22 protein-coding genes are annotated in these 25025 nt (G+C 67.6%); 9 read left to right on the forward strand and 13 right to left on the reverse strand.

Annotation, left to right across the window (positions count from 1 at the left end; translation table 11 throughout):
- Nucleotides 1–7: 7 nt before the first annotated feature.
- The gene (locus GYM46_RS10725) at nt 8–91 is read right to left on the reverse strand and encodes a potassium-transporting ATPase subunit F (protein ID WP_081836166.1); all 84 of its coding nucleotides are present in this window, start codon (nt 89–91) and stop codon (nt 8–10) included.
- Nucleotides 92–394: 303 nt separating this feature from the next.
- Nucleotides 395–817, reverse strand: a complete 423-nt coding sequence (locus GYM46_RS10730; RefSeq protein ID WP_040349764.1) for a winged helix-turn-helix transcriptional regulator — start codon at nt 815–817, stop codon at nt 395–397.
- Nucleotides 818–872: 55 nt separating this feature from the next.
- Between GYM46_RS10730 and GYM46_RS10735 the strand changes: the two genes are divergently transcribed.
- The gene (locus tag GYM46_RS10735) at nt 873–1202 is read left to right on the forward strand and encodes a nuclear transport factor 2 family protein (RefSeq protein WP_008262001.1); all 330 of its coding nucleotides are present in this window, start codon (nt 873–875) and stop codon (nt 1200–1202) included.
- 2 nt (nt 1203–1204) lie between these two features.
- A complete protein-coding gene (locus GYM46_RS10740; protein WP_008260281.1) occupies nt 1205–1987 on the forward strand; it encodes an SDR family oxidoreductase in 783 nt (260 codons plus the stop codon).
- 231 nt (nt 1988–2218) lie between these two features.
- On the opposite strand, the gene GYM46_RS10745 is transcribed toward GYM46_RS10740, so the two are convergent.
- Both GYM46_RS10745 and GYM46_RS10750 read right to left on the reverse strand, forming a co-directional pair.
- Nucleotides 2219–3103 (reverse strand): FecR family protein, encoded by an 885-nt coding sequence (locus tag GYM46_RS10745; protein WP_008260877.1) that lies wholly within the window; start codon nt 3101–3103, stop codon nt 2219–2221.
- A gap of 17 nt (nt 3104–3120) precedes the next feature.
- Entirely contained in the window at nt 3121–3660 is a 540-nt protein-coding gene (locus tag GYM46_RS10750; protein WP_035308000.1) for an RNA polymerase sigma factor, read from the reverse strand.
- Between the two features lie 163 nt (nt 3661–3823).
- On the opposite strand from GYM46_RS10750, the gene GYM46_RS10755 reads away from it, so the two are divergent.
- Nucleotides 3824–6862: a TonB-dependent receptor gene (locus GYM46_RS10755; protein WP_008259196.1), complete on the forward strand. Its 3039-nt coding sequence runs from the start codon at nt 3824–3826 to the stop codon at nt 6860–6862.
- On the opposite strand, the gene GYM46_RS10760 is transcribed toward GYM46_RS10755, so the two are convergent.
- Both GYM46_RS10760 and GYM46_RS10765 read right to left on the reverse strand, forming a co-directional pair.
- The gene (locus GYM46_RS10760) at nt 6859–7881 is read right to left on the reverse strand and encodes a hypothetical protein (RefSeq protein WP_008262380.1); all 1023 of its coding nucleotides are present in this window, start codon (nt 7879–7881) and stop codon (nt 6859–6861) included. The genes GYM46_RS10755 and GYM46_RS10760 overlap by 4 nt on opposite strands.
- A gap of 63 nt (nt 7882–7944) precedes the next feature.
- The gene (locus tag GYM46_RS10765; RefSeq protein WP_232216256.1) at nt 7945–10662 is read right to left on the reverse strand and encodes a TonB-dependent receptor; all 2718 of its coding nucleotides are present in this window, start codon (nt 10660–10662) and stop codon (nt 7945–7947) included.
- A gap of 292 nt (nt 10663–10954) precedes the next feature.
- Between GYM46_RS10765 and GYM46_RS10770 the strand changes: the two genes are divergently transcribed.
- Nucleotides 10955–11683 (forward strand): cytochrome b/b6 domain-containing protein, encoded by a 729-nt coding sequence (locus GYM46_RS10770; protein WP_081836106.1) that lies wholly within the window; start codon nt 10955–10957, stop codon nt 11681–11683.
- Between the two features lie 28 nt (nt 11684–11711).
- Here the strand turns inward: GYM46_RS10770 and GYM46_RS10775 are convergent, their stop codons facing one another.
- The 6 genes from GYM46_RS10775 to GYM46_RS10800 all read right to left on the reverse strand — a co-directional run bounded on the left by GYM46_RS10775 (nt 11712) and on the right by GYM46_RS10800 (nt 16175).
- On the reverse strand, nt 11712–12413 hold the full coding sequence (locus GYM46_RS10775) for a VIT1/CCC1 transporter family protein (protein ID WP_008258991.1): 702 nt from the start codon (nt 12411–12413) through the stop codon (nt 11712–11714).
- On the reverse strand, nt 12410–13438 hold the full coding sequence (locus GYM46_RS10780) for a sensor histidine kinase (protein WP_035306379.1): 1029 nt from the start codon (nt 13436–13438) through the stop codon (nt 12410–12412). Before GYM46_RS10780 ends, GYM46_RS10775 begins: the two co-directional genes overlap by 4 nt.
- Nucleotides 13435–14112: a response regulator transcription factor gene (locus GYM46_RS10785; protein ID WP_035306406.1), complete on the reverse strand. Its 678-nt coding sequence runs from the start codon at nt 14110–14112 to the stop codon at nt 13435–13437. Before GYM46_RS10785 ends, GYM46_RS10780 begins: the two co-directional genes overlap by 4 nt.
- Nucleotides 14093–14257 carry a hypothetical protein gene (locus tag GYM46_RS10790; RefSeq protein ID WP_154725741.1) on the reverse strand — a complete coding sequence of 55 codons (165 nt, stop codon included), beginning with the start codon at nt 14255–14257 and terminating at the stop codon, nt 14093–14095. The genes GYM46_RS10785 and GYM46_RS10790 overlap by 20 nt, the downstream gene beginning before the upstream one ends.
- Before the next feature lie 146 nt (nt 14258–14403).
- Entirely contained in the window at nt 14404–15123 is a 720-nt protein-coding gene (locus tag GYM46_RS10795; RefSeq protein WP_008263938.1) for an alternative oxidase, read from the reverse strand.
- An 11-nt stretch (nt 15124–15134) separates the two neighbouring features.
- Complete coding sequence (locus GYM46_RS10800) at nt 15135–16175, reverse strand: sensor histidine kinase (protein WP_008262781.1); 1041 nt, start codon at nt 16173–16175, stop codon at nt 15135–15137.
- 165 nt (nt 16176–16340) lie between these two features.
- On the opposite strand from GYM46_RS10800, the gene GYM46_RS10805 reads away from it, so the two are divergent.
- Complete coding sequence (locus GYM46_RS10805; RefSeq protein WP_008261187.1) at nt 16341–16658, forward strand: hypothetical protein; 318 nt, start codon at nt 16341–16343, stop codon at nt 16656–16658.
- A gap of 49 nt (nt 16659–16707) precedes the next feature.
- Here the strand turns inward: GYM46_RS10805 and GYM46_RS10810 are convergent, their stop codons facing one another.
- Nucleotides 16708–18093 carry a metallophosphoesterase gene (locus GYM46_RS10810; protein ID WP_008262193.1) on the reverse strand — a complete coding sequence of 462 codons (1386 nt, stop codon included), beginning with the start codon at nt 18091–18093 and terminating at the stop codon, nt 16708–16710.
- Nucleotides 18094–18342: 249 nt separating this feature from the next.
- Between GYM46_RS10810 and GYM46_RS10815 the strand changes: the two genes are divergently transcribed.
- The 4 genes from GYM46_RS10815 to ligD all read left to right on the forward strand — a co-directional run bounded on the left by GYM46_RS10815 (nt 18343) and on the right by ligD (nt 25022).
- Nucleotides 18343–20580, forward strand: coding sequence for a TonB-dependent receptor (locus GYM46_RS10815; RefSeq protein ID WP_008258708.1), 2238 nt, complete (start codon nt 18343–18345; stop codon nt 20578–20580).
- A gap of 194 nt (nt 20581–20774) precedes the next feature.
- A complete protein-coding gene (locus GYM46_RS10820) occupies nt 20775–21152 on the forward strand; it encodes a DUF2231 domain-containing protein (protein WP_230307575.1) in 378 nt (125 codons plus the stop codon).
- Nucleotides 21152–22444, forward strand: a complete 1293-nt coding sequence (locus tag GYM46_RS10825; RefSeq protein ID WP_008262358.1) for a PQQ-dependent sugar dehydrogenase — start codon at nt 21152–21154, stop codon at nt 22442–22444. The genes GYM46_RS10820 and GYM46_RS10825 overlap by 1 nt, the downstream gene beginning before the upstream one ends.
- A gap of 22 nt (nt 22445–22466) precedes the next feature.
- Nucleotides 22467–25022 (forward strand): DNA ligase D, encoded by a 2556-nt coding sequence (gene ligD, locus GYM46_RS10830; protein ID WP_040349760.1) that lies wholly within the window; start codon nt 22467–22469, stop codon nt 25020–25022.
- Nucleotides 25023–25025 lie beyond the last annotated feature (3 nt).

The raw sequence follows: 25025 nt of genomic DNA on the forward strand, positions 1-25025 counted from the left end.
CGGTTCTTCAGAACCGCTCGGGCCGCAGCAGAGCCGCGACCATGTAGACGGCGACGACGACCGCCCCCGCACCCCAGAGCATGGCGATCATCGTCACACCCGTCTCAACGCTGCGGCCAGCGCGGCGAAGGCGATGAACGCCCCGGCCCCGACCGCCAGAAAAATCACGTCGGCCATGCCGGCCTCCTCAGCTCAAATCAGAGCCGGCAAGGACCACGGCGGGGCGTAAAGACGCGATGTGAATCCCGACGTTCGGCGTAATGAAATCATAATGCGAAAGGGAAGACGGTCGGCCTCACCACCGCAAGCAGCGCCGTTCATGAGCCGAAAGGCGATTGCGGGGCAGGAGTGGGAGCCAATCGAAACATCGACGCATTGGCCGCCTGTCCTGAACTCAGCCTTGTGCGTTCGCCGCTGATCGATCGCTTTCGATCAGCCGGTCACGCACATCGGCGGGGGCGGCTTCGGCCCAGCTAAGGAGCTTGTCGAGAACCGGGCAGAGGGACTGTCCCCATTCGGTCAGATGATATTCCACCTTGGGCGGGACCTGGGGGTGGACGATGCGGGCCACGACTCCATCGGCTTCAAGCTGTCGAAGCTGCTGGATCAACATCTTCTGCGACACGCCGGGAATAGCTTTTTCGAGTTCGGAGAACCGCCGCACGTTCGACCCGAACAGCTGGAACAGGATCACCAGCTTCCAGCGTCCTTCGAGGACACGGATGACATTCTGCGCGCTCGAGGCCGCAGTCTGGGGGGTGTAGTCGAAGGGCTTACCTTCGGGTGCGTACCTAACTTTTTCGTCGGTTCTTGCCATTGTGGGAGCGTACTTGCAGTTTGGATGGAACGCAAGAATCCGAACGGGAGACCCAATGATCGCCGACCTTCCCAAACCCATCGCTGACTATGTCGCGGCCAATGCGCGCCTCGACCTTGCCGGCATGCTGCAGCCCTTTGCGCCTGACGCTGTCGTGAAGGACGACGGCGGGCGCCATCAGGGCCATGCGGCGCTCCGACGGTGGATGCTCGAGGCCACGATCGCGAGCAAGGCGATCTTCACGCCGGATACGGTGCGCCACGAGGGGGACCAGGTCGTCCTGGAGGGACCCACGGCCGGCGACTTCAAGGGCAGCCCCCTTCGGTTCACGCTTCGCTTCACTCTGGGCGACGACGCCATCCGCGCGCTCGAGATCTCGCTGTGACGATGCGCCCCGATCCCACAGAGTTCGAAGGTCGACGGATTCTCGTCACCGCCGGCACCAAGGGCGCCGGCCGCGCGACCGTCCAGCGTTTTCTCGCCGGCGGCGCCCGGGTGATCACAGCCGCGCGGGCGGCCCCCGAGACCTCGACCGGCGCTGAGTTCGTCCAGGCCGATCTCATGACGCTGGAAGGGTGCGAGGCCTTGGCCCAGGCCGCGATGGACCGGTTTGGCGGCGTTGATGTTCTGGTGCATGTCGTCGGCGGCTCGTCGGCGCCGGCTGGAGGCTTCGCCGCCCTGACCGACGCGCATTGGCGCACCGAACTTGATCTGAACCTGATGCCTGCGGTTCGCCTGGATCGCCTGCTGGCGCCGCAGATGATCGGGCGGGGATCCGGCGCCATCATCCACGTCTCGTCTATCCAGCGGACATTGCCTTTACCGGAATCCACCACCGCCTACGCCGCCGCCAAAGCGGCCCTGTCCACCTACAGCAAGGCCCTGTCCAAGGAACTGGGGCCCAGGGGCGTGCGGGTCAATGTGGTGTCGCCCGGCTGGATATCCACGGAAGCCTCGGACGCCTTGCTGGAACGGATCACCGCAGGCTCGGGCGGGACGTTGGAAGATGCGCGGCAAAGCGTCCTGAACGCGCTCGGCGGGATCCCCCTGGGGCGGGCGGCGAAACCGGAGGAGGTCGCCGAGTTGATCGCATTCCTCGCCTCCGACCGCGCCGCAGCCATTCACGGCGGCGAGTATGTGATCGATGGGGGCACGATTCCTACCGTCTAGGCGGAGATGAGGATCGAGGGACGATGGGGCGCCGCGCGCCGGAAACGGTTGCCGGCGCCCGGCCTCTTCTTCGAGCGGGCTCAGGTCTTCGACGCCGATACGTCGCCAGAGAACATGGCTCTGGATATTCTGCCGCTGTCGCCACGGGAAGCCGGGCTCTGCGGCGTCGGCGTGTCGCCGTAAGATGAGACGCCGCTCCCGCCTTTCGCGGGCGCGGCCCGGCGCGTCGTATCAGGACAGCGTCCAGGCCCCTCTGTCGAAGCGAACCGACACGCCGTGCAGCCGCCCCAGCGCCTTGGCGAAGGCCGCCGTGTCGCCGGCCTCGAAGACCCCGTCGATCTCCAGAGCGTTCAGCGACGGGTTCAGGATGCGCAGCGGCGCGTTGCTGTATCGGTTCATCTCGACGACCGCCGCACGCAGCGACGTGCGGTCGAAGCTGATGCGGCCCTGGCGCCAGTCGTCGATACGGCCGCCCTGTGCGGCGGAGACCGGGCCGGGGTCTCCGGCCGATGACAGACGTACGGCCTGTCCGGCGCGAAGGTGAAGGCGCGCTTGCGAAGGCTCCGCCGCCGGTCCCACAGCCACGCCGCCCTGCAGCAGATCGACGTCGGTGAAGGTCGCATGGCGGTACACGTTGAACCGCGTGCCGGTGACGCGGATGCGCGCCGCGTGGCTGAGGACGTCGAAGGGGGCGTCATCCTGATGCGCCACCGCGAAGAAGGCTTCTCCCGATTCCAGCACGACCTCGCGCTCACGCCCGGCGAACCGCGCCGATATGCGGCTGGCCGTGTTCAGAGTGACCTGGGAGCCGTCTGGCAAGGCGATCGTGCGGCGCTCGCCGACCTCGGTCTCGTAGATCACGGGTTGTTGGCGCCAGAGGAAGACGCCGCCCAGGGCCACGCCGGCGGCCAGGGTTCCGCCCGCGATCCAGGCGCGGCGGTTCACGACACGGCCTGTCGCCGCCCGGCCGTCGTCCGCAACGAAATCGGCGGCTTCCATCTGGCCCAGCGCGTCCCAGACCGCCTGGATCTCGCTCGACCCGGCGTCCGAGGCGCGCCCGCCCTGCTCTTCGCGCAGGCGTTCAGCCACGAAGGCCTCGGCTTCGGCGTCACGCACAGGGGGGCGAAATGGAATTACTGTTCGAACCATCCGCAATCCTTAAGCTTGTGCCGGCAACGGGCAAGTGCGTCGGCCAGCAGGCGCTGGGTCGTCCGCAGCGGGATGCGCTGGCGTTCGGCGATCTCGACCAGGGTCAGACCCTCTACACGATGCATCATCAGCACCATCCGCTGATCGCGCGTCAGCGAAGCGATGGCGCGGCGCAGCAGGTCGGCGTTCTGCTGCCAGCGCACCTCGTCGAAAGGGGAAGGGGCGTCGTGGGCCAGATCGTCAGACACCTCGACATGGCGGTCGCCGCCGCGTCCGAGCCGTCGCCGACGCAGGTCGCGCGCCACGCTGTCGGCGGTCTTGAAGACATAGGTGGCGTTGAAATCGGGCGGAGGAACCCGGCCCGCCAGCCGCGTGAGCCGCAGATAGATGTCCTGCAAGGCGTCCTCGACATCGGCGGGCGCGAGGAAGCGACGCAGGTACAGACGCAGTCGCGCGTCAAACCGCTGCATCAGCTCGGCCATGATCGCGACCGCCGGATCGGCGGGCTTTCGTGAAGCTGTCATCGATGGGGCGACGCCGTCAAACATCCGAACTCGCTAGCCTGTACCTCAAGAGACGCAGCGCCGTCGACAGGCCGCCAAATCCGTGGGCCGCGAATGTCATCAATTCATTGCAGCCGCCCCATAGAAGCCTCGCAGTCGCGGGGTTCATCACGGATCGTCCCACATGGGCTGTGGCGGACGTCACGCTTTCCTACGGTCTGTCGGCGGAGCGGTTCTGGCTGTCGCGATCCTGCCGTCGTCGGTGTCGGCGGCCGGGCGGGCTCCGGTCTTCGATGTTCCCGCCCAGCCGCTGGCTGCGGCGTTGCGGGCCCTGGCGCGCCAGGGACGCGTCCAGATCCTGTTTCCGGCGGAACGGCTTGAGGGGCGACGGAGCCGCGCCGTCGTCGGGCGGTTCGAGACGGCGCGCGCTTTCGACCTGGCCTTGGCCGACGCGGGTTTTGCGGCGCGTCGGGTGGACAGCCGAACCTTCGTCATCGTCGCCCGGCCCCGGTTGTCGCCGCCGCCCCCGATAGAGGCTCCGACTGCGGACCTGGAGCCCATACAGGTGTGGGGGCGCCGTCCGGAGCCCGGCGAGATCGCCCGTCGCCTGGCGACTGATCTGGATGCGCCGACGTCGGTGCGCAGCCTTTCGCGCGAGGACATGGAGCGCGGCGGGGCGCAGAACCTGTCGGAAGCCCTGGGCGACCTGCCGGGCATGACGGTGATCAACACCGGGCGGTCCTTTATCGGCGGCATCGACTCGGCCTCGCGCGGCGAGGGTTTGTACGCCGCCTATCGCGGCCTGAACGCCGAATACAATCTCAGCATGATCAACGGCGTGTCGGTGGCCCAGGGTCTGCCCTATTCGCGCGGGGTCCAACTGAACCTGCTGCCGCCGGACGCCTTCCAGACCGTGGTGGTGCACAAGACCGGGCGCGCGGATCTGGACGGTGATTTCATTGGCGCCGCCCTGGACTTCCAGACGCCCGGACCGACGGATCTGTCGCGATCGCCCTGGACCGCCGTCACCGTCGGCGGTCGGGTCGAGACGCGGGCGCGGGACTATGGCGAATCCGGTCTGGGCGAGACGATCCGGGTCGAACACGGCCGCCGTTTCGGCGCCGCAGGACAGTTCGGCCTCTATCTGGCCGCCGCCCACGAAGACCGCAGCTTCGTCAATTCGGAACTGGCCGGGGTGATGGCGGCCCAGAACGACCGGGGCTGGGCCTATGGGGTTTCAGGCTCTGCGGCCGGCGGGGCGCCCGACGCCGAAAATCCGCAGGAGGGGCTGGTTCAGACAAGCCTGAACGTGGGCGTCTCCAGCGGGCGCAGTCGCCTGCAGAACTACGCCCTGGCGCTGGATTGGCGCGCGGCTCCCGGTCTGGACCTGCGGCTGAACGCCACCCACGCCCAGGCCCGCACCGAGCAGAATTCCACCTTTAGCCAGGTCGTCAGCGGGGCCCAGTCCTGGATCGACGACGGATCGGGCGTCTATCGCCTGTCGGTCCGGGATCTGTCGACGCGGGTCTGGTACGAGACCAATCCGGACAATGTCTCCCTGTCGACGCTCAGTCTGAAGGCCGATGCGGTCTCCGGCCGCTGGCGATTGACGCCCTATCTGTTCGCCAGCCGCGGCGAGAGCGCCCGCCCCGACCATCTGGAGGCCTCGGCATGGATCAACCAGAACGATGGGTACAACGTTGGGCAGACCCCGCGCGCCTTCGGCGGGGTGACGGTGCAGTATCGCGACGGCCTGCCGGTGCCCCAGTGGCCGCAGAGCGTGTTCGACGATCTGAACCAGGCGGGATCGGTGCTGGTGGCGCGTCGCGCCGGCCAGCGCACCGAACAGTTCAGCGAACAGATGCGATACGGCGGCGGCTTCGACCTGAGCTTCACGCCGATGCAGGGGCCGTGGCGCAACCTTCGGATCGGCGCCAAACTGGGGCGGAGCGACCGGGACCTGACGGACCGGAACTGGACCAACGCCTTCTTCGGCGACATCTATCAGACCGCCGGTCTGACCTGGGAGGCGCTGGGGATCGCCAAGGGGACCTACGCCGAGGTCTTTCCCGGCCTCTACGACTGGTCGATCCCCCGGATCGATCACGACCGGCTCGAGGCCCTGTTCGAGGCCAACCGCACGACCGAGAGTTTCGACACTTGCGGCGCCCTGTACGTCAACAACCTCAACTGCAACAGCCAGTCGGGGCGCGAGATCGTTCAGGCCGTCTACGTCATGGCCACGCATGCGACCGGAGCCTGGGAGACGCAGTTCGGCCTGCGCCAAGAAAGGGCACGCATCGTCAACCGGTTCTGGGTTCTGCCCGATGCGAGCGAGGGCGAAACGCCCGGCGACTGGGCCGCCAACCGCAGCCGCTACGACATGCTTCTGCCCAGTCTGAACCTGTCCTACCGCCCCAATGATCGGGGCGTCTGGCGGGCGGCCGCCTGGCGGTCGTACAGCCGCCCCGCCTTCATGCAATTGGGCGGCGGCGTCAGGACCGAGACCCTGGACGGGGTGACGACCGTGACGCGGGGAAATCCGGACCTGAAGAGCGCCGACGCCTGGAACCTGGACCTGTCGCATCAGACCTGGCTGCCGGGCGGCGGGGCGCTCAGCCTGTCCGCCTACGCCAAACAGATCGATCACTATCTGTACGAAAGCGGCTCCAGCCTGGACGTCGGCGTGGTTCCTGATGAGGCCGCCGTCCGAGTGGTCATGCCCCGTAACGGCGGGCGCGGCGACACACGCGGCCTGGAAATGGAGTGGTTTCAGCCGCTCGGCGACCCGTTCGACCTGGGCGGTCAGGCCAGCCTGGACCTCAATCTCAGCAGGCAGTGGTCCCGTGTCGATCTGGGGCAGATTCTGGGGCGGTCCCAGCCGATGCTGAACGCCCCCGAATGGTTGGGCAATGCGGAACTGGCCTACGCCCAGGGGCGCGCCGCCGCCTATCTGAGCTTGAACTACACCGGCGCCTATCTGTCGGCCTATGACGTCCTGAAGGCAGAGGGCGACTGGGACAATCTGTGGGTCCGGTCCGTGGCGCGGCTGGATGCGCGCGCCCGGTGGCGGTTCGACGAGCGGACGCGGCTGGACGTGATCGTCACCAACCTCACCGGGGCGTACAGCTATTGGGCCCATGTCGGACGTGACGGCGCCGCCCTGTCGGACGTGGTGGATTCCGGTCGGCGCGTCGTCGTCAGTCTGCGCAGCGTGTTCTAGAAGCCGGCGGCCCGCAGGGCGCGCTCGACCCCGGCGTCGCCCTCGACATCCGACAGGGCCTTGATCCGGTCCGCGCCCAGGGTTTCCAGCATCGGATTGCGCAGGCGCGTCCGGTAAGCGGGACCGTCGGCGGCCGGATAGCCGAAGCGGGGCGCCAGCCGCGCCAGGGCGGCGTCGGCGGCATGGACCGCCGCCTCGGCATGAACCCAGTTGTCGTCGGCGGCGTTGCTGATCAGGCATTCGCGGGTCGGGACGGCAGGGACGGTCCAGGCGGTGCGCGAAATGATCGCCGCCGCTCGCAGCCAGTTCTGCACCGTCCGTTGGTCATCGCCGATCGGTGCGGCATGGGCGCAGGCCTGGGCCAGAATCTCCGCTTCGGGCAGGCCGCGCGCCATCGCCTCGGCCAGACCCAGCACATGATGGGCGCCGGCCCCGGCGATCGGTCGTTCCGGCGGCAGGCTTCCGTCATCGTTCCACACCAGGACCAGGGCCTTGGCCCAATCGTGCCACAGGACGGCGGCGATCACCGCGTCGCGATCCACCGGCAGGCCGTCCTCGGCCTCATACAGATCGGCCAGGGCCAGGCCCAGGCGCAGGTTGAAGACTTCGTGATCGACTAGTCCGCCGGGCCAGTCGTGATGAGAGCCGGCGTTTCCGCCCGGCGCCGATTCCAAAGGCTGGGGCAGGGCGGGACAGGCCGCGCCGTCCGCCAGCGGCGGAAAGACCGTCAGGCGCTGAACCTCAGCCTGCACCCCATCGGCGGACGCGGGCATCAATCCGTCCGCCCGAAGCGCAGCCAAGATCACGTCTTCGTCGGCCGCCGTCAGACCCGCCCGGTGGCGGACGCAGGGCCGGGACTGCAGCCCCGCCAAAGTCTCTTCGCGCAGATGCGCATCGCTCAGTCCGCCCGCCGCCGCCCGCAATTCGTCCAGGGCCGCGAGGGTGCGCGGCGTCTGGGCGGCGGCGCTTTCGGCCCCGATCAGGACGATGAGCAGGGCGGCGGCGAGCGGGCGGATCATGAAAATCTCAAGGAAAGAAGGCCCGGCGCGCTGGGGAAAACGCGCCGGGCCCCCGAGCCGACGTCAGAAGTCGTACTTCAGCGTCAGCAGGGTGGTGCGGCCGGAGTTGACCACGTCCGAAAGCGCCAGGCTGTTCCGCCCGACGTGAGCCCAGTAGCTGTAGTCTTCGAACAGGTTGGACACCGACAGGTCCAGCATCACCCCGTTGTCGAAGGCATAGCCGGCGTGCAGGTCGGTCCGGCGGATCGGCCGGGTCCAGTAGTCCAGGCCGGCGACGCGATTGTAGGCCGTGACCGTCTCGCCCGAGTAGTTCCAGTTCAGGTCGAGCGTCAGGTTGCGCCAGGCGTAGTTCAGCTTGACGTTGGCCAGTTCGTCCGGCGCGTTCTGCATCCGGTGCTTCTCGCCGCCGCCGATGTCCACCTCGGTCCACTGACGGGTGTAGTTGACCCCGGCGCCGAGGCCCGAAAGCCAGCCGGGCAACATGTCGAAGGCCTGGTACAGCTGGATCTCGACGCCCTTGACGTAGCCGTCGCCGCCGTTGGTCGGCGAGACGATGGTCACGCGATCAAAGGTCTCGCCGTTGTATTCGGTCCCGCCTCCGTTCGGGCCTTCGTTCACAGTGGTCGAGCCGTTGTCATACATGTAGTCCGACAACTGCTTGTAGTAGCCGCCGACCATGGCGTAGCCGCCGAAGGCGTTGCTCCACTCGGCGGAGGTGTCGAAGTTCCAGGACTTCAGCGTCTTCAGATCGGGATTGCCGCGCGTGACGGTGATGGAGTTGTCGCCCCGTTCAGTCGTCTCCGATCCGCCCAGTTGAACCAGGGCCGGGCGCATGTAGGCGCGGGTGATCGAGGCCCGGTACACGGCGTCGCCGGTGGGACGATAGTTGACGAACAGGCTTGGCAGCCACTCATTGTATTCGGTCGAGTTGGACTCAAACCGCTTCGCCTTGTCGTCGTTGTTCCAGTAGGTGTTCTCGATCTGGCTGTGCTCGTAACGGAGGCCCGGAATGACCTCGACCGCGCCCATATCCCAGTTGCCGGTCACATAGGCGGCGGCGACATTTTCGTCGCCTTTCAGCGTGTTGCAGTTCAGGTAGCAGAGGTCGGCCGCGGCGGCCTCGGCGTCGAAATACTGGTTGAACAGTTCGACCAGACGGTCGTGGTTCACCTTCGGCGCCCGGATGCCGTAGAGACCCGGATAGGCCGAGTCGAAATAGCCTTCGACCAGACCCAGTTCATCCCAGGTCACGCCGGCGCGGCCCAGCAGGTTGGCGAAATGATCGTTGGTCCAGTCGTGGCTGCTGACCCGGCGGTGACTCTCGACGTACTTCACCCCGGTCTTGACGTAGGACAGGGCGCCGCCGTCGAAATCGTACTGGGCGTCGAAACGGGCGCCGACCTTCTGCTGGTTCGAGAACTGCTCGGTGCGTTGGCCAGCCCGACGGGCCAGAAGGGCGGAGCCGGAGTTGTTGACCAGGTTCTGCTGCGCCGGGGTCAGCAGCGGGATCGGATAGCCGTCGGCGTCATAGCCGGCGAACAGGCCGCTGTAGGGCAGGATCGTGCCGGTGTTGTACTTGTCCGACTGGTTGTTGCGGATCGAGGCTTCGATATGGTCCGGCCGGTCATTGCCGCCATAGGAGTAGAAGATCGACGGCGACAGGGTCCAGGCGCCATGACGCTTCACGGCCCCGAAGGTCAGGGTGCTCAGGTCCGCGTCCTCGGGATTGGTCGTGTACCACATGCGCACTGACGAGTTGGTCAGGTTCAGGTCGTACAGGCCGGTCGCCGCGTTGGAGACGCGGGCGCGGTTCTGGATCAGCTGGTTCAGGGTCGAATTCTGCTGGGTCTCGGCGAAGGCGTAGGAGCCGCGCAGATAGACGTCCAGGCTGTCGTCGGCGCGCCAGTCCAGCGAGAAGTTTCCGCCGAAACGCTCGGTGTAACCGGTCGAGACGCCGACGTTCAGGCCGGTCAGGGCCAGGTTGGCTTCCTGGTCCATGCCCTCCGGATTGACGCCTGCGGCCGAATCCGTCGCCGAATGCAGATAGGCCCAACCGCCGTCGTTCTGGGCCGCCATCAGACCCGCGATCATGGAGTTGGCGAAGTTGCGCTTGTCGTAAAAGGCGCTGACATACAGGCCGAACTGGTCGCCCTGGCCGAAGCGGCGGGCGATCTCGCCGCTGACGCCGCCGCCCAGACCGTCTTCGTCATAATCGCGGGCGCGGCTCTCGACTCGGCCGGAGACCGACAGGGACGCATAGTCGTCGGCCATGCTGAAGGCCGAAGGCGTGACGAAGTTGATCGTGCCGCCGATCGCGTCGCCGTCCATATCGGCGGTCGAGTTCTTGTTGACCACGATGGTCTTCAGACCCGACGGCGGCAGCAGCGACAGCTGCACCTGGCGCGAATAGGGCATGCCCTGGGCCGCGTTGACGCCGTTGATCAGGGCCAGGGTGAACTCGGAGTTCATGCCGCGGACGCCGACGAACATGCCTTCGCCGCGCGAGGCGCCGTCGACGCCGCCGAAGAAGGAGTTGCCGGTGTTCTGGACGCTGACGCCCGGCAGCAGGGCCAGGGCCTCGGCGACGTTGTGAACCGCCGTATGTTCCAGGTCTTCGGCCGACATCACGCTGACGGCGTTGTCGCTGCGCATCTGGGTGCGCATGGCGTCGTTGCGCGTGCCGACGACGACGATTTCGCCGACCTCGGCGGTTTCGCTCGTGGCGGCTGTCCGGTCCTGAGCGGCGGCCTGCGCCGCTGCGACCATGGAGAATAGCGCCATCGATGACGCGAGAAGTCTTGTTTTGAATGAAAGATTTTTCATCGACCGCAGTCCCTGAACCGGAGCTGAGATATGCCCCCAAGCTGAGAGACGCGGTCGGCCGCACGACGCGCCGAAACTTTATGAATGCTTCACAATGAACACGCCCAGGCTGATCTTGGCGGCGGCGGTTCGTTGCAACCCGGTCGTGGGGGCGCGCCACTGCGTGCAGTGACGACGGCGAAAACGGGGGCCGGGTGTCAGGGCGTCGTCAGTTTCGACCTGCAGATTTCCGTCCGAACGGAGATCCGCCATGTCAGCCCACCCCACGCCTTCGATAAGAACCGTAAAAGTCTGGGATCCGGGCGTGCGCCTGTTCCATTGGACGCTGGTCGCCTCGGTCGCCTTGGCCTTCCTGTCCTCGGAAGAGGACAGCGCGCTGTCCGCCTGGCATGTTCCGGCAGGATGGGTGGCAGCTGTCCTGATCGCTTTCAGACTGGTATGGGGAGCTGTCGGCGGCGAACATGCGCGGTTCTCGAACCTGATCCGGCCGTCCAGGATGGCGGGGCACGTCAAGGGTCTGTTTGCAGGCCGGGTCCATGCGTCCATGGGCCATAATCCGCTGGGCGGGATCGCGGTCCTGGGGTTGCTGGCCCTGACGGCCGCGACCGTCTTCACCGGGGCGACGGGCGGCGAGGATACGCATGAGGTCATCGGCTACGTCTTGCTGGCGATGATCGCCCTGCACGTCGTGGCGGTGGTCGTAATGTCGATCCTGTCGCGTGACAATCTGATCCGCGCGATGGTCACCGGCCGAAAGACGACTGTCCATTTCCCCGACGCCCAGGACGCCGCGCCGCCCGCCCGCGTGGCTGTGCCCCTGGCGGTTCTGGTCGTCGCGGGGTCCGCCTATGCCGCCACCCGGATGGACCCGGGCGCCTTTACGCCGGGCGCGCGCGTTGAAGCGGGTGAAACGGGAGAGGCCGATCAGAAGCGTGAAAGGGGCGAGGGCGACGGGGCGGGGGAAGCGGACGAGGACTGAGGACGTCCCGCCCGCGCCCTCCTGTTTTTCAGACCACAGTTCCGAACAGGTGGCCGATCCCTGCGGTCACCGCCATGGCCAGGGCGCCCCAGAAGGTGACGCGCATGACCGCCTTGCCGACGCCCGCGCCCCCGGCCTGGGCGCCGAGCCCCCCCAGCAGCGCCAGGCCGATCAGGGCGGAGCCGGACACCAGGGCGACCAGCAGAGAACGGGGCGAGACCAGCACGACCGCGAGCGGCAGAATGGCGCCGAGCGAGAAGGTGGCCGCCGAGGTCAGGGCCGCCTGGATCGGACGGGCGGTGGTTTGTTCCGAAATGCCCAGCTCGTCCCTGGCGTGGGCGCCCAGGGCGTCGTGAGCCATCAGCTGCCGGGCGACCTCCAGCGACACCGCCTCATCGACGCCCCGGCTGCGATAGATGCCGGCCAGTTCGCGGGTTTCGGCCTCCGGGTCCGCCGCCAGTTCGGCTGTTTCACGCGCCAGATCGGCGTTCTCGGTGTCGGACTGGGAGCTGACGGAGACATATTCGCCGGCCGCCATGGACATGGCGCCGGCGACCAGGCCGGCGACGCCGGCGACCAGGATTCCGGTCTTGCCGGTCTGTGCGGCGGCCACGCCGACGATCAGGCTGGCGGTCGAGACCAGGCCGTCATTGGCGCCCAGCACGGCGGCGCGCAGCCAGCCGATGCGCGCGACCAGATGGCGTTCGGCGTGGCGTTCAAGTCTGCTCATGGTCGGTTCCTGTCTGCAGAAGGAAAGGCGAGGATCAGCTCAGCCTGGTTCGGCCGCGTCGCGATACGGCCACCATGGGCCGCCATTATGCGTGCGACAATGGCCAGTCCCAGTCCCGCGCCGCTGGGGCTGGCGTGATCGCCCCGGCGATATCTCTGGCTCAGCGCGGCGAGCCGTTCCGGCGCGAGCCCGGACCCGCCGTCGATCACCGCAAGCCGTGCGCCGGGACCCGCCGTCACCGTGACCACGCCCCCGGGCGGGGTGACCCGCAACCCGTTCTCGACCAGATTCCGCAGCGCGGCGGCGACTGCCTCGCGACGGCCCTCGACGACTGCGGCGTCATTGATCTCCAAGGCCAGGGCCTTGTCTTCGTCGATGGCTAGCGCGGCGTATTGCGAGACGACTTCCGTCGCGATCTCGCTCAGATCGACCGCCGCCGCCGCCGCCGGCGCGGCCGCCTGGGCATCCAGTTGCGCCAGGATCAGCAGCTGATCGACCAGGCGAGACAGGGCCGAAACATCCCGCTTCAGTCTCTGCCCGTCCGGGGAATCCAGTCTGTCGAGTTCCAGGGCCAGAACCGCCAGCGGCGTCCTCAGTTCATGGGCGACGTCGGCGGCGAAGGCCTCCTGGCGCGTCGCCGCCTCGTCGAGCCGCGCCAGCAGGCCGTTGACCGCGTCCGCGAACCCGGTGGCTTCGGCCGGAAAGTCGTGAGCCTCGACCCGAAACCCCTTGTCCGCCGCCTGGGCGGCCTCGATGCGTTCTCCCGCCAAGGCGAGGGGACGCAGAGACGAACGGATCACCCACAGGGTCGCCAGGCCCATGGGGACGATCAGCACCAGCAGGGGCGTCACGACGTGATCAGCCACCTCGTTTGCAATGCCGACGAACCGGATTTCGTCGCGCCGGGCGCGGGAAGACAGGCCGTATTCCAACCCGACGAACAGCAACAGGACGCAGCCCCCGATCAGGCTCATCAGGGCGAAGCCGAGCGTCAATCGCTGAAAAATGGACGGCGGCCGGCTCAAGCGACGGCGTCCCGCATCAGATAGCCCAGGCCCCGGACCGTATGCAGCACCCCGGTGCAGCCGGCGTCGTCCAGCTTGCGCCGCAACCGCGAGACGGCCATCTCGACGGCGTTGGGCGTGACCGGTTCGTTGAAAGCATACAGCGACTCTTCCAGGGAGCCCCGTGTGACGACCGAACCCGCCCGACGCATCAGGGTCTCCAGCAGATCGCCCTCGCGGCGCGACAGGTCGATGGGGACGTCGCCATGCGCCGCCTGGCGAGCGGCGACATCGAACCGCAGCCCGCCCACTTGAAGAACCGGCGCCATGCGACGGCCCGGCCGACGCAGGATCGCCCGGCACCGCGCCGACAGCTCCGCTGCGTCGAAAGGCTTGACCAGATAGTCGTCCGCCCCGGCGTCCAGGCCGGTGACCCGATCCTCCAGCCCGCCGCGCGCGGTCAGGACCAGGATCGGCGTCAGGTCGGCGGCCCGCCGAAGCGCCCGCACCCAGTCCAGGCCGTCGCCGTCCGGCAGGCCCAGGTCGAGCAGGATGAGATCATAGGCGGCGCTGGCGACCGCGTCCGTCGCGCCTGCGATGTCCCGGCGCCAGTCCACCACGAAGCCGTCGCGGGACAGACCTTCCCTCAGCAGGTCGCCCAGCCGCGCTGTGTCTTCAACGAGAAGGAGACGCATGATCGACATCCGTTCCACCGGCGATCCGCATCCTGCCGACAGTCATCGACATGACCGGATTTTTCCGCCGACGCCAGCGCTCAACGCAGGTGGCCGGCGCCTGCAAGGTCGCCGGGAGCCATGAAGGGAGCAGGATCTTCTTCATGGGCGCTCCGGGAAGGGGGTGGCACGGGCCGGGCGCAGGCGCGCGGCGGCGTCAGACTGGCCATCGAACCTGACATCAACCTGACGCCCTTTACAGCCGGGCGACCGAGGGGGCGGGTCGTCGCGCCCCCTCCATCACCCCTTTCTTCAGGCGCGGATCTCGGTCGCGTGGGCGGGGTAGGGGGCGGCGAGGCCATGATCGATGACTTCGCCGTTCAGCGAGCTGGCGAAGCCGTGGTTGACGTCGCGATGGTGGGCCTCATCGGCTCGGACGACAAGCACGACGTCGCGCAGCGTCGCGTCAGGCGCCATCTTCCAATAGTGTTTGGCGATCTCAGGGGCCGGGACGTTGGGCGAGCGGCCCTCGTCGATCTCCTTGAGATAGAGGGTGTAGCTGATTACGGCCTCTTCCTCGAAATAGCCGACGACCCGGTGGGCGGTGCGGGCCGACACGAGATAGAGCAGGAAGAAGCCCACATAGAAGACGGCCTGGGCGATCTGGATCACCAGCCGCTCGAAATAGGTCGGCTTGGCCACCTCGATGAAGGTCATCAGGTGCATGCGCTCGTTTTCGGCTTCTTCCATCAGGGTGCGGATCCAGCCGTCGTCGTCCTTCATCCGGCGCAGGCAGGTCAGGTGCTGGATCGTCGCCCCGACCATGCCGGGCACGGCCGCGACCGTCTCCAGCACGATGGCGCGGTGGCCGTAGCGTTTGGCGAAGAAGGTGTCGGCGGAGAAGCGCAGCAGCTTGGTGAAGCCCAGGGCGAACCTGTCGGAGAAACCGTGCGGTTCATGATGGACGTCCGGCGCCGCCAGCCGTTCTTCCGCCAGGCCCTGGCGGTCTGGGGATAGGATCTTGTTGACCATGAGATGTCCTTTCAGGACGTGTGAAGGGGGGGAGGCGCGCAGACGATCGACACCCGCACGCCGGGTTCGGCGTCCGTGATGACGATGACCGCGCCGAGTTGTTGAGCCAGGGCCCGGATGATGCCGGCGCCCAGGCCGGGCTTGGCGATCGAAGGGTCCGGCGGCAGGCCGACGCCGTCGTCGCGGACCGTCAGGGTCCAGCCCTCGCCCTGCGAGCGATAATCCAGGGTGATCCGCCCTGGCCGCTGCTTGGGGAAGGCGTGTTTGATCGCATTGATCAGGAGTTCGGTGACGATCAGCCCCAGGCTGACGGCCTTGCCGGATGAAACGAGGGTGTCGTCGATCGTGGCCGACAGCGTCAGCCGGTCATGGTCGCGGATCATCGAGTCGCCGATGCTGCGGCACAGGTCGGTCAGATAATCCCGCAGATCGACGTCGCCCAGTTCGGCGCCCGAGAGCTGACGCTGGACGGCGGCGACAGACATGATCCGCTGATGGGCGTCGCGCAGATAGTCCCGGCTCTCGTCGGAACTGAGCTTGCGCACCCCCTGAAGCAGTATGCTGGCGATGATCTGCAGGCTGTTGGCGATCCGGTGGCGCATTTCCTCGATCAGGACCGCCTTGTCCCGGATCAGGTCGTCCTTCTGCTGCGCACGGTCGCGTTGTTCCGTGACGTCCTGGATGGACAGAAGCAATCGAACGCCCTGTCCGTCTCCGTAAACCAGGCGCTGGGCGTTCAGGACCAGACGTCGGGATCCTGAAGGCGACGCCAGATCCATCTCGTAGGCCGGGATCGCGGCCTGCCCATAGGCTGTGGCCTTGAGCAGGGCCCAGAGCGAGGGCGTGTTCCACTCGCCGCCGCCCAGATCGGCCATCTTCACGCCGGCGACCCGGTCGGTTCCGATGTCGAAGGTTTCGAGGAAGCTCTGGCTGGCGGCCACGACGGACAGGTCGCCGTCCAGCAACAACACCGGCGCGACCGACGCGGAGATGAGCGAAAGCGCCAGGTTCAGCGCGATGTCCGAAGATGTGGCGAGCGGGGTCGTCGACATGGAGGCCCTCTCCAAAGGGGGCCTAGCGCCGGTCCGACCCAGCGGGTCCGATCTCTTGGCTGCATTTGCATACTAGGCCGGCTCGACGCCGTCCACCTTGATCCAGATCACCGACGTCGTCCGCAGAACAGGCTTTAGTGGCGCATACACCCAAGGAGCCTCCCCATGCCGAAGTCCGCCTTCAAGACCCTGAGCGAGGACCTTCAGGCCCTCGCCGACGAAGCCAGCGATCACCTCAAGGACGCAGCCCTGAAGACCGGCGCGGACGCGACCGAGGCCGTGACCCGATCGACGCACGCCGTCGCCCGGGCGGCCGCCCGTCTGCGCGAGGAAGCCGAAGCGGCGGCCGAAATGAGCCGTGACAAGATTGTCGATACTGTCGAGGCGCATCCCGCCGCCGCCAGCGTCATCGTCAGCATGGTCACCAGCGCGGTCGTCGCCCTGGCGGCGACCTTCGCCCTGATTCGGCTTTCGCAGTCCTGAGCCCCGGCGCCATCGGCCGCTCCAGGATTGGTCCGTCGCTGGTCAGGCTCTAGCCTGGAATCGACGGGGTTTCGATGAGGGCGGACAGGGCGACCGGCTTGACCTTCAGGTCCGCCACCTGCGTGAACGCCAGCGACGTCGTCCCGAAATATTCCGCCTGATTGGTCGCGCACCAGTCGGTCGTGACGATACGCGCCGTGGCCCCCTGTGAACCGGCGGCGACCGCCCCGTACAGGAAGTCGCCGGTGCGCTGCTCCAGCGGGATGGGGCGGTCCTGGTTGGCGCGGGCCATGAAGCCGGCCAACTGGCCGCGCGACACCTCGGCCGTCATCAGCCGGCCGTCGAACCGGACGATGGAATCGAACATGTATCGGGTGATCGGCCCCGCCGGCGCGCCCGTGCCCAGGGTGGTGTGGCCGATGAAGCCGGCGTCGGCGTCGGCCGCCTGGGCGAAACCGGCGGCGATGCGGCGGCCGGTGTCGCCCAGCGACAGGGCCTCGACCCCTTGTCCCAGAACGGCCCGGTCCTCGTCCGTCAGGGTCTCCGCCAGGGTCGCGTCGATCAGGGCCTGCAGCCGGGACGACGACGGGGCGTCGGCGGCGATGGGATGGGACGCGACGCTGACCGATCCGTCCGCATGGAAGTCCGCCGCCGTATAGGCGTTGGTCCAGGAGCCGGTGTGGGCGTAGGCGCTGCGTCCCTGGCGATGCTGGAACAGCAGATGGTCGTGCCCGCCGATCATCAGGGATCCGTCCGGCAGCAGGGGCAGGATGCTGCGGTCGGCGACGACTCCGGCGTGGCTCAGCACCAGCACCGGATCGGCGCCGCGCGTCAGATCGGCCAGACGGGCGTTCGCCCATTCGGCAGGCGCTGGAATGGACAACTGGTCGCGCGACGCCTTGGGATAGGTGTTCAGCGCATTGGTCGCCAGGCCGACGATCCGCAGCGTGCGGCTCCCGAACGGCGCCGTCGCCGTCGGGGGGGCATAGCCGGCGCCGGTCCGCGCATCGACGATGTTGCTGACCACGATCACGCCCAGGCCGCGCAACCGGCCGACGACCTCGGCCAGGTCCGGCGTCAGGTCGTTGTCATGATTGCCCAGATTGACCACGGTCGGCGCGATCCGGACCGCCTCGGCCAGAAAGGCCCAGTCGACGGCGCCGCCCGACCGCACGGACACGACGTTGCCGTGTTCGAAGATGTCGCCGTCGATGGCGATCACATGCGGAACCGGCTGGGACCGGACCTCGGCCTCGAACGCGGCCAGAAGTCGGGCGGTCCGTTCATAGGCGGAGTGCATGTCCGCTATGGCCAGCACCCGACCGACGACGGGGCTTCGTGTCGCGGCCGACAGACTGGGCGCCAGGCTGGACGTCAGGGCCGCCGCTCCAGCGAGGTGAAGCAGCCGGCGACGGGAGGGCGTGACGAAGGACATGGGGGGATACTAACGGTGTCGATACGGTTGCGGAACCGAGTCACGCACGCCTTCATTTTCGCACCGACCGCCAAGCTTCACAATGGCGAGTTCGGCCAGATGCGTCGTTCGGGACACGATTGTCACGCTCCTGTGTCCGCGTCGTCAAAGGTTCAAGATTCAGGCGCAGGTCTCGACTGGCGCCGCGCCTTCGGAGGCCTTAGGGGCTCGCGCGACAGCTTCCTCCCCATGTCGCCAAGGATAACGCGCATGCTTCGCCAAGCCCTCCTCGCCGCCACCGTCAGCGGCCTCGCCCTGCTGACCGCAGGCGGCGCCTTCGCCCAAACGGCTGACGCCGCCGCTGAAGCGACCGGCGTCGACGACATCATCGTCACCGCCCAGCGCCGCAGCGAGAACATCCGCGACGTGCCCTTCGCCGTCACGGCCCTGACGCCCCAGACCCTGCAGGACATTTCGGCCGGCGGCGCCGACATCCTGTCGCTGTCGGGTCGCGTGCCCAGCCTTCAGGTCGAAAGCTCGAACGGCCGTTACGCCCCGCGCTTCTATATCCGCGGCCTGGGCAACGTGGACTTCGACTTCACCGCCTCGCAGCCGGTCTCGGTGGTGCTGGACGATGTGGTGCTGGAAAGCGTCTATCTGAAGGGCTTCCCCCTGTTCGACGTGCAGCAGCTGGAAGTGCTGCGCGGCCCCCAGGGCACCCTGTTCGGTCGCAACACCCCGGCGGGCGTGATCAAGATCGACACCGTCAAGCCGTCGGACGAGTTCACCGGCTTCGGTTCGCTGACCTACGGCAACCTGGGTTCGACCCGCACCGAGGCGGCCGTCACCCTGCCGGCCTCCGAGACCCTGCAGGTGCGCGGCGCCTTCCTGTGGAACCACCGCGACGACTGGGTCAACAACGCCTACAACCCGTCCTTCGCCGATGCGAACGGTGACGACCTGGGCGGGTTCGACGACGTCGCCGCCCGCGTCCACGTCGCCTGGCAGCCCACCGACCGCCTGTCGACCCTGCTGACCCTGCAGGCCCGCGATTATGACGGCACGGGCACGATGAACCGCGCCAACGCCCTGACCAAGGGCTCGAACGAACTGAACGGCAACTTCGACCGCGACACCGTCTATTACGACGGCGGCCGCAACAACTTCCAGAAGCAGAAGACCACTTCCGAGTCGCTGCAGGTCGCCTATGACTTCGGTCCCGCCACCCTGACCGGCATCGTCGGCGCCTATCAGGGTTCGTCCCAGGGCGACGGCGACATCGACGGCGGCGTGGCCAGCGCCGCGGCGACGGCCTCCTACAAGACGCCGTTCAATTCCGAGACCGGCACCCTGTCCAGCGACCTGCGCCAGAACACCTATGAACTGCGCCTCTCCTCGAACGGCGACGGCCGCCTCGGCTGGCAGGTCGGCGCCTTCTACTGGGATGAGCGCATCAACCTGGTCTCGGGCACCTTCAACGGCGTCGGCGGTCTTCAACCGACCAAGGTCACCGACATCACCCAGAAGTCCGACTCCTGGTCGGTGTTCGGTCAGGCGCACTATCAGGTGACCGAGGCCCTGAAGGTGACGGGCGGCCTGCGCTACACCGACGACAGCCGCGATTATCAGGGCCGGATCGTCACCGGCGCGGGCGCGGGCGGCACCGGCGCCGTTTCGGTCGGCGACGAGCAGGTCAGCTGGGACGTCAGCGCCCTGTACGACGTCAATGACAGCCTCAACCTGTTCGCCCGCGTGGCCAAGGGTTATCGCGGCCCGTCGATCCAGGGCCGCAACCTGCCGGTCCTGACCACGGCCGAGTCCGAGACGGTCATGTCCTATGAGACGGGCCTGAAGGCCCGCCTGTGGGAAGGTCGCGCCCGCTTCAACGCCACGGCCTACTATTACGAAGTCAGCGACATGCAGTTCACCGCCATCGGCGGCGCGGACAACTCCAACCGCCTGATCAACGCCGACAAGGGTGAAGGCTACGGTCTGGAGCTGGACGGCGACATCGATCTGGGCGCGGGCTTCAGCCTGTCGGCCGGCGCCGCCTGGAACCACACCGAGATCAAGGACAGCAACCTGCTGGTCGCCATCTGCGGCTCGAACTGCACCGTCACCGACCCCATCGTCACCGTGGGCACGACCCGTCGCGCCAATGTCGACGGCAACCCCTTCCCGCAGGCGCCGGAATACACCGCCAACCTGACGCTGAACTATGTCCTGCCTCTGGGCGACGACACCGAGTTCTTCGCCTCGACCGACTGGGCCATGCAGAAGGACTTCAACCTGTTCCTGTATGAATCGGTCGAGTTCAAGGTGGACACCAACTTCGAAGGCGGCCTGCGCGCCGGCTGGCGTGATCTGAACAAGGGGCTGGAAGCGGCCGCCTATGTTCGCAACATCACCGACGAAGAGAATGTCATCGGCGCCATCGACTTCAACAACCTGACCGCCTTCGTCAACGAACCCCGCACCTACGGCGTTCAACTGACCAAGCGCTTCTAAGAAGATGACGGGCCGCCGGCGTTCTCGCCGGCGGCCTGTTCTTCTGCTCCCCGGTCGCACCTGATCGGATGAACCAAAGACCGGGCCGCGTGTTGGGTTCGACGTCGCCGTATCGTGGCGACGCCGCAGGAAACCCTCACATGCCCGCTGTCGCCGCCTTCCGTGAGAGGTTGAATCCGTTCCGCGGAATTCTGATGGCCTTTCCCATCGCCCTGTTCAGTTCCGCCCTGATCAGCGACATCGCCTATCTGAAGACGGCCCAGATGCAGTGGTCGAACTTCTCGGCCTGGCTGATCGTCGGGGCCCTGGTGTTCGGCGGCCTGGCCGGCCTGTGGGCTCTCATCGACCTGGCCCTGTCCTGGCGCACCCCGGCGCGACGGGCCGCCGTGATCCATCTGGCCGCCCTGGCCCTGGCCTGGGTCTTGGGCCTGATCAACGCCTTCAAGCACAGCCAGGACGCCTGGAGCTCCGTCGGCGCCTTCGGCCTGACCCTGTCGATCCTGTCGACCGTCCTGATCCTGATCGCCGGCTGGCTGGCCTATTCCAACTCGACCGTGCGGGAGATCGCGTGATGATCAACAAGCTCCTTTGCACGACCGCCGTCGTCCTGGCCCTGGCCGGGTGCAGCCGCAGCGACCCCAACCTGAACCAGACCGGCGCCAATCCCGACCTTCCCGGCCTGAACCAGACTCTGGTGCCGCCGATGAAGATCGCCACGCCGATCGGCTGGGACGGCGAAACGCCCACCGTGCCGGACGGCTTCGTCGTCACCCCGATGGCCACCGATCTGCAGATCCCGCGTCAGATCCTGGTGCTGCCCAACGGCGACATCCTGATCGCCGAGGGCTCGGGCGGCCACGCCCCCAAGCTGCGGCCCAAGGACATCATCGCCGGTGTCATCAAGGCCAAGGGCAAGACGTCCGTTAAGGGCGGCAACCGCATCACCCTGTTGCGCGACGCCAACGGCGACGGTCAGCCCGAGGTGCGCACCACCTTCATCGATAATCTGGACGCGCCCTACGGCATGGCCTTTGTGGACGGCGCCCTCTATGTCGCCGAACAGGGCGCCCTGGTGCGGTTCGACTATCAGCCGGGCCAGACGCGGATCACCGCGTCGCGCCAGGAAGTGACCAAGCTGCCGTCGGCGATCAACCACCACTGGACCAAGTCGCTGACCGCCAGCGCGGACGGCCAGACCCTGTATGTCGGCATCGGCTCGAACAGCAATATCGGCGAGCGCGGCCTGGCCGTGGAACAGGACCGCGCCGTCGTCTGGGCCATCGACCGCCAGACCGGCGCGCACCGCACCTTCGCCACCGGCATTCGCAATCCGACCGCCCTGGCCATCGAACCGACCACCAGCGCCCTGTGGGCCGTCGTCAACGAACGCGACGAACTGGGGCCGCAACTGGTGCCCGACTATCTGACCTCGGTCCGCGAAGGGGCCTTCTACGGATGGCCCTACAGCTACTGGGGCCAGAACATCGATCCGCGCGTCCGTCCGCAAAACCCGGATCTGGTCCAGAGCGCCATCGCCCCGGACTATGCGCTGGGCTCGCACGTCGCCGCCCTGGGGCTCAGCTTCGCGACGGCCGGCGGCTTCGGCGGCGGCTTCAGCCAGGGCGCCTTCATCGGCGAACACGGCAGTTGGAACCGTCAGGACCTGTCGGGCTACAAGGTCGCCTGGGTGCCCTTCTCAGGCGGTCGTCCCGCCGGTCCGCCGGTCGATTTCGTCACCGGCTTCATCAAGGACGGCGAGGCGCGCGGTCGCCCGGTCGGCGTGACCTTCGACGCCCAGCGGCGCATCCTGCTGGTCGCGGACGACCTGTCCAACACAGTCTGGCGGATCGCGCCGCGTCGCTGATCGGGTGTCGAACGAGGGCGGCATGGCGAACGGACTGGATGCCTATAAGGCCAAGCGGGACTTCACCCGCACGCCGGAACCCGCGGGCGCCGCCAAGGCGGCGCGCAAGGGCCGGCTGACCTATCTGATCCAGCGGCACGCCGCGACACGGCTGCACTACGACTTCCGCATCGAGCATGACGGAGTGCTGAAGTCGTGGGCCGTGACAAAGGCCCCGTCGCGCGATCCGGCCGTCAAGCGCCTGGCGGTCGAGGTCGAGGATCATCCGCTCGACTATGGAAGCTTCGAGGGGACCATTCCGTCCGGCAACTATGGCGCGGGCACGGTCCAGCTGTGGGACCGGGGCGAGTGGGAGCCGCAGGAGCCGGATGTCGAGGCGGCGCTGAAGCGCGGCTCTCTGAAGATGACCCTGCACGGCGAACGTCTGAGGGGCGGCTGGGCCCTGGTGCGGCTGAAGTCGGATCGCGGCAAGCCGTCCAAACGCAACAACTGGCTGCTGATCAAGGAGAAGGACGAGGCGGCCGTGCCGGGCGAGGGCGACGCCAATATGGAGATCGACGCCTCCATCGTCACGGGCCGCAGCCTGGCGGAGATATCCGAGGGGAAGAAGGAATGGACCGCCTCTCGTCCCGTCGTGCGCAAGGGACCGGCCAAACCCAAGGCCAGGGCGAGCGAGGCGACGCTGTCGAAACCGCCGGCCTTCGTCCCGATCCAGCTGTGCAAGGTCGCCGACCATCCGCCGGGCGGCGCCGGCTGGGTGCATGAGATCAAGTTCGACGGCTACCGCATCCAGGTGGCGACCGGGGGCGGGGAGGCGCGGCTCTACACCCGTCGCGGCCACGACTGGACCGACCGTTTTCCGGAACTGGCGGCGGATGCGGCGACCTGGCCCGACGGGGTGATTGACGGTGAACTGTGCGCCCTGAGCGAGGATCACACCCCCGACTTCTCCGCCCTTCAGGCGGCCATATCGGACGGCAAGACCGCCGGCCTGGTCTATTTCGCCTTCGACCTGCTGCGCGAGGGTGAGGACGATCTGCGGGACCTGCCCCTGTCGCACCGCAAGGCGCGGCTTCAGGCTCACATCGACCGGGTTCCGGCCAAGGCGCGCAAACGGCTGCGCTATGTCGATCACTTCGCCTCGACCGGGCAGGCGGTGCTGGACAGCGCCTGCCGCATGGACCTGGAAGGCGTGATCTCCAAGAAGCTGGACGCCCCCTATCGGGCGGGTCGATCCTCGACCTGGGTCAAGTCCAAATGCCGGGGCCGCGACGAGGTGGTGATCGGCGGTTGGTCGTCCGAAGGCGGGACGCGCTTCCGTTCCCTGCTGGTCGGCGTGGCCGAGGACGACGGGCTGCGCTACCTCGGCCGGGTCGGCACGGGCTACGCCGCCCCCTTGCTGAAGACCCTGCTGCCGGCCCTGAAGGATGCGGCGGCCGACGTCTCTCCCTTCATCGGCAAGGGGGCGCCGCGCGGCGGCAAGGAGATTCACTGGGTCCGGCCGATCCTGGTCGCCGAACTGGAACACGGCGGGATGACGGAGGGCGGTTCGCTGCGCCATGCGGCGTTCAAGGGGCTGCGCGAGGACAAGTCGGCGCGTGATGTCACGGACGATCCGCAACCGCCTGCGCCCGCCAATCCGGCCGGTCGCAAGAAGACCGGCTCAGGCAGCGCCTCGGGCAAGGTGGTCGTCGCCGGCGTCACCCTGTCCCATCCCGACAAGATCCTGTGGCCGGCGCACGAGGGTCGCCCCGCCATCACCAAGGGGGATTTGGCGCGCTACTACGAGGCGGCGGCGGAGCGGATACTGCCCCATGTCGCGGACCGGCCGGTCTCCATCATCCGGGCGCCGGACGGGATCGAGGGCGAGACCTTCTTCCAGCGTCACGCCATGGCGGGGTCCAATCCGCGCCTCAAGCTGATCGATGTGAAGGCGCGCCATCCCTATGTGGCCGTGACCGATGTCGGCGGCCTGGTCGCCGTGGCCCAGTCGGGCGGACTGGAACTGCACCCCTGGGGCTGTCGACCGGGCGATCCCGAGACGCCGGAGCAGGTCACCTTCGACCTCGATCCCGACGAGGGTCTGGATTTCGCGGCGGTCATCGCCGCCGCCAAGACGGTCAAGGCCCAGCTGGAAAAACGAGGCCTGCATGCCTTCGTCAAGACGACGGGGGGCAAGGGGCTGCATGTCGTCGTGCCGATCCGTTCCGACGGCCGCAGCCGCATCGAATGGGACCAGTGCAAGGCCTTCGCCAAGGCGATCGCGGAAGAGGTGCGCCGCGCCGAGCCCGACCGGTTCACCACCACCCTGGCCAAGAAGGCGCGGGGCGGGAAGATCTTCATCGACTATTTGCGCAACGGCCGCATGGCCACGGCGGTGGCCCCCTGGTCCGTGCGCGCCCGGCCCGGCGCGGGGATCGCCTTTCCCCTGTCCTGGGGCCAGGTCCGGGCGGGGCTGGACCCCAAGGCCTTCACCCTGCACGACGCGCCCGCCCTGCTGAAGAAGCCCGACCCGTGGAAGGATTTCCGCGCCGGCGAGGTCAGCCTGCGCCCGGTGCTGAAGGCGATGGGGCTGTAGGCG

Origin of the sequence: Brevundimonas mediterranea, assembly GCF_011064825.1 — a bacterium.
GTDB lineage: Bacteria > Pseudomonadota > Alphaproteobacteria > Caulobacterales > Caulobacteraceae > Brevundimonas > Brevundimonas mediterranea_A.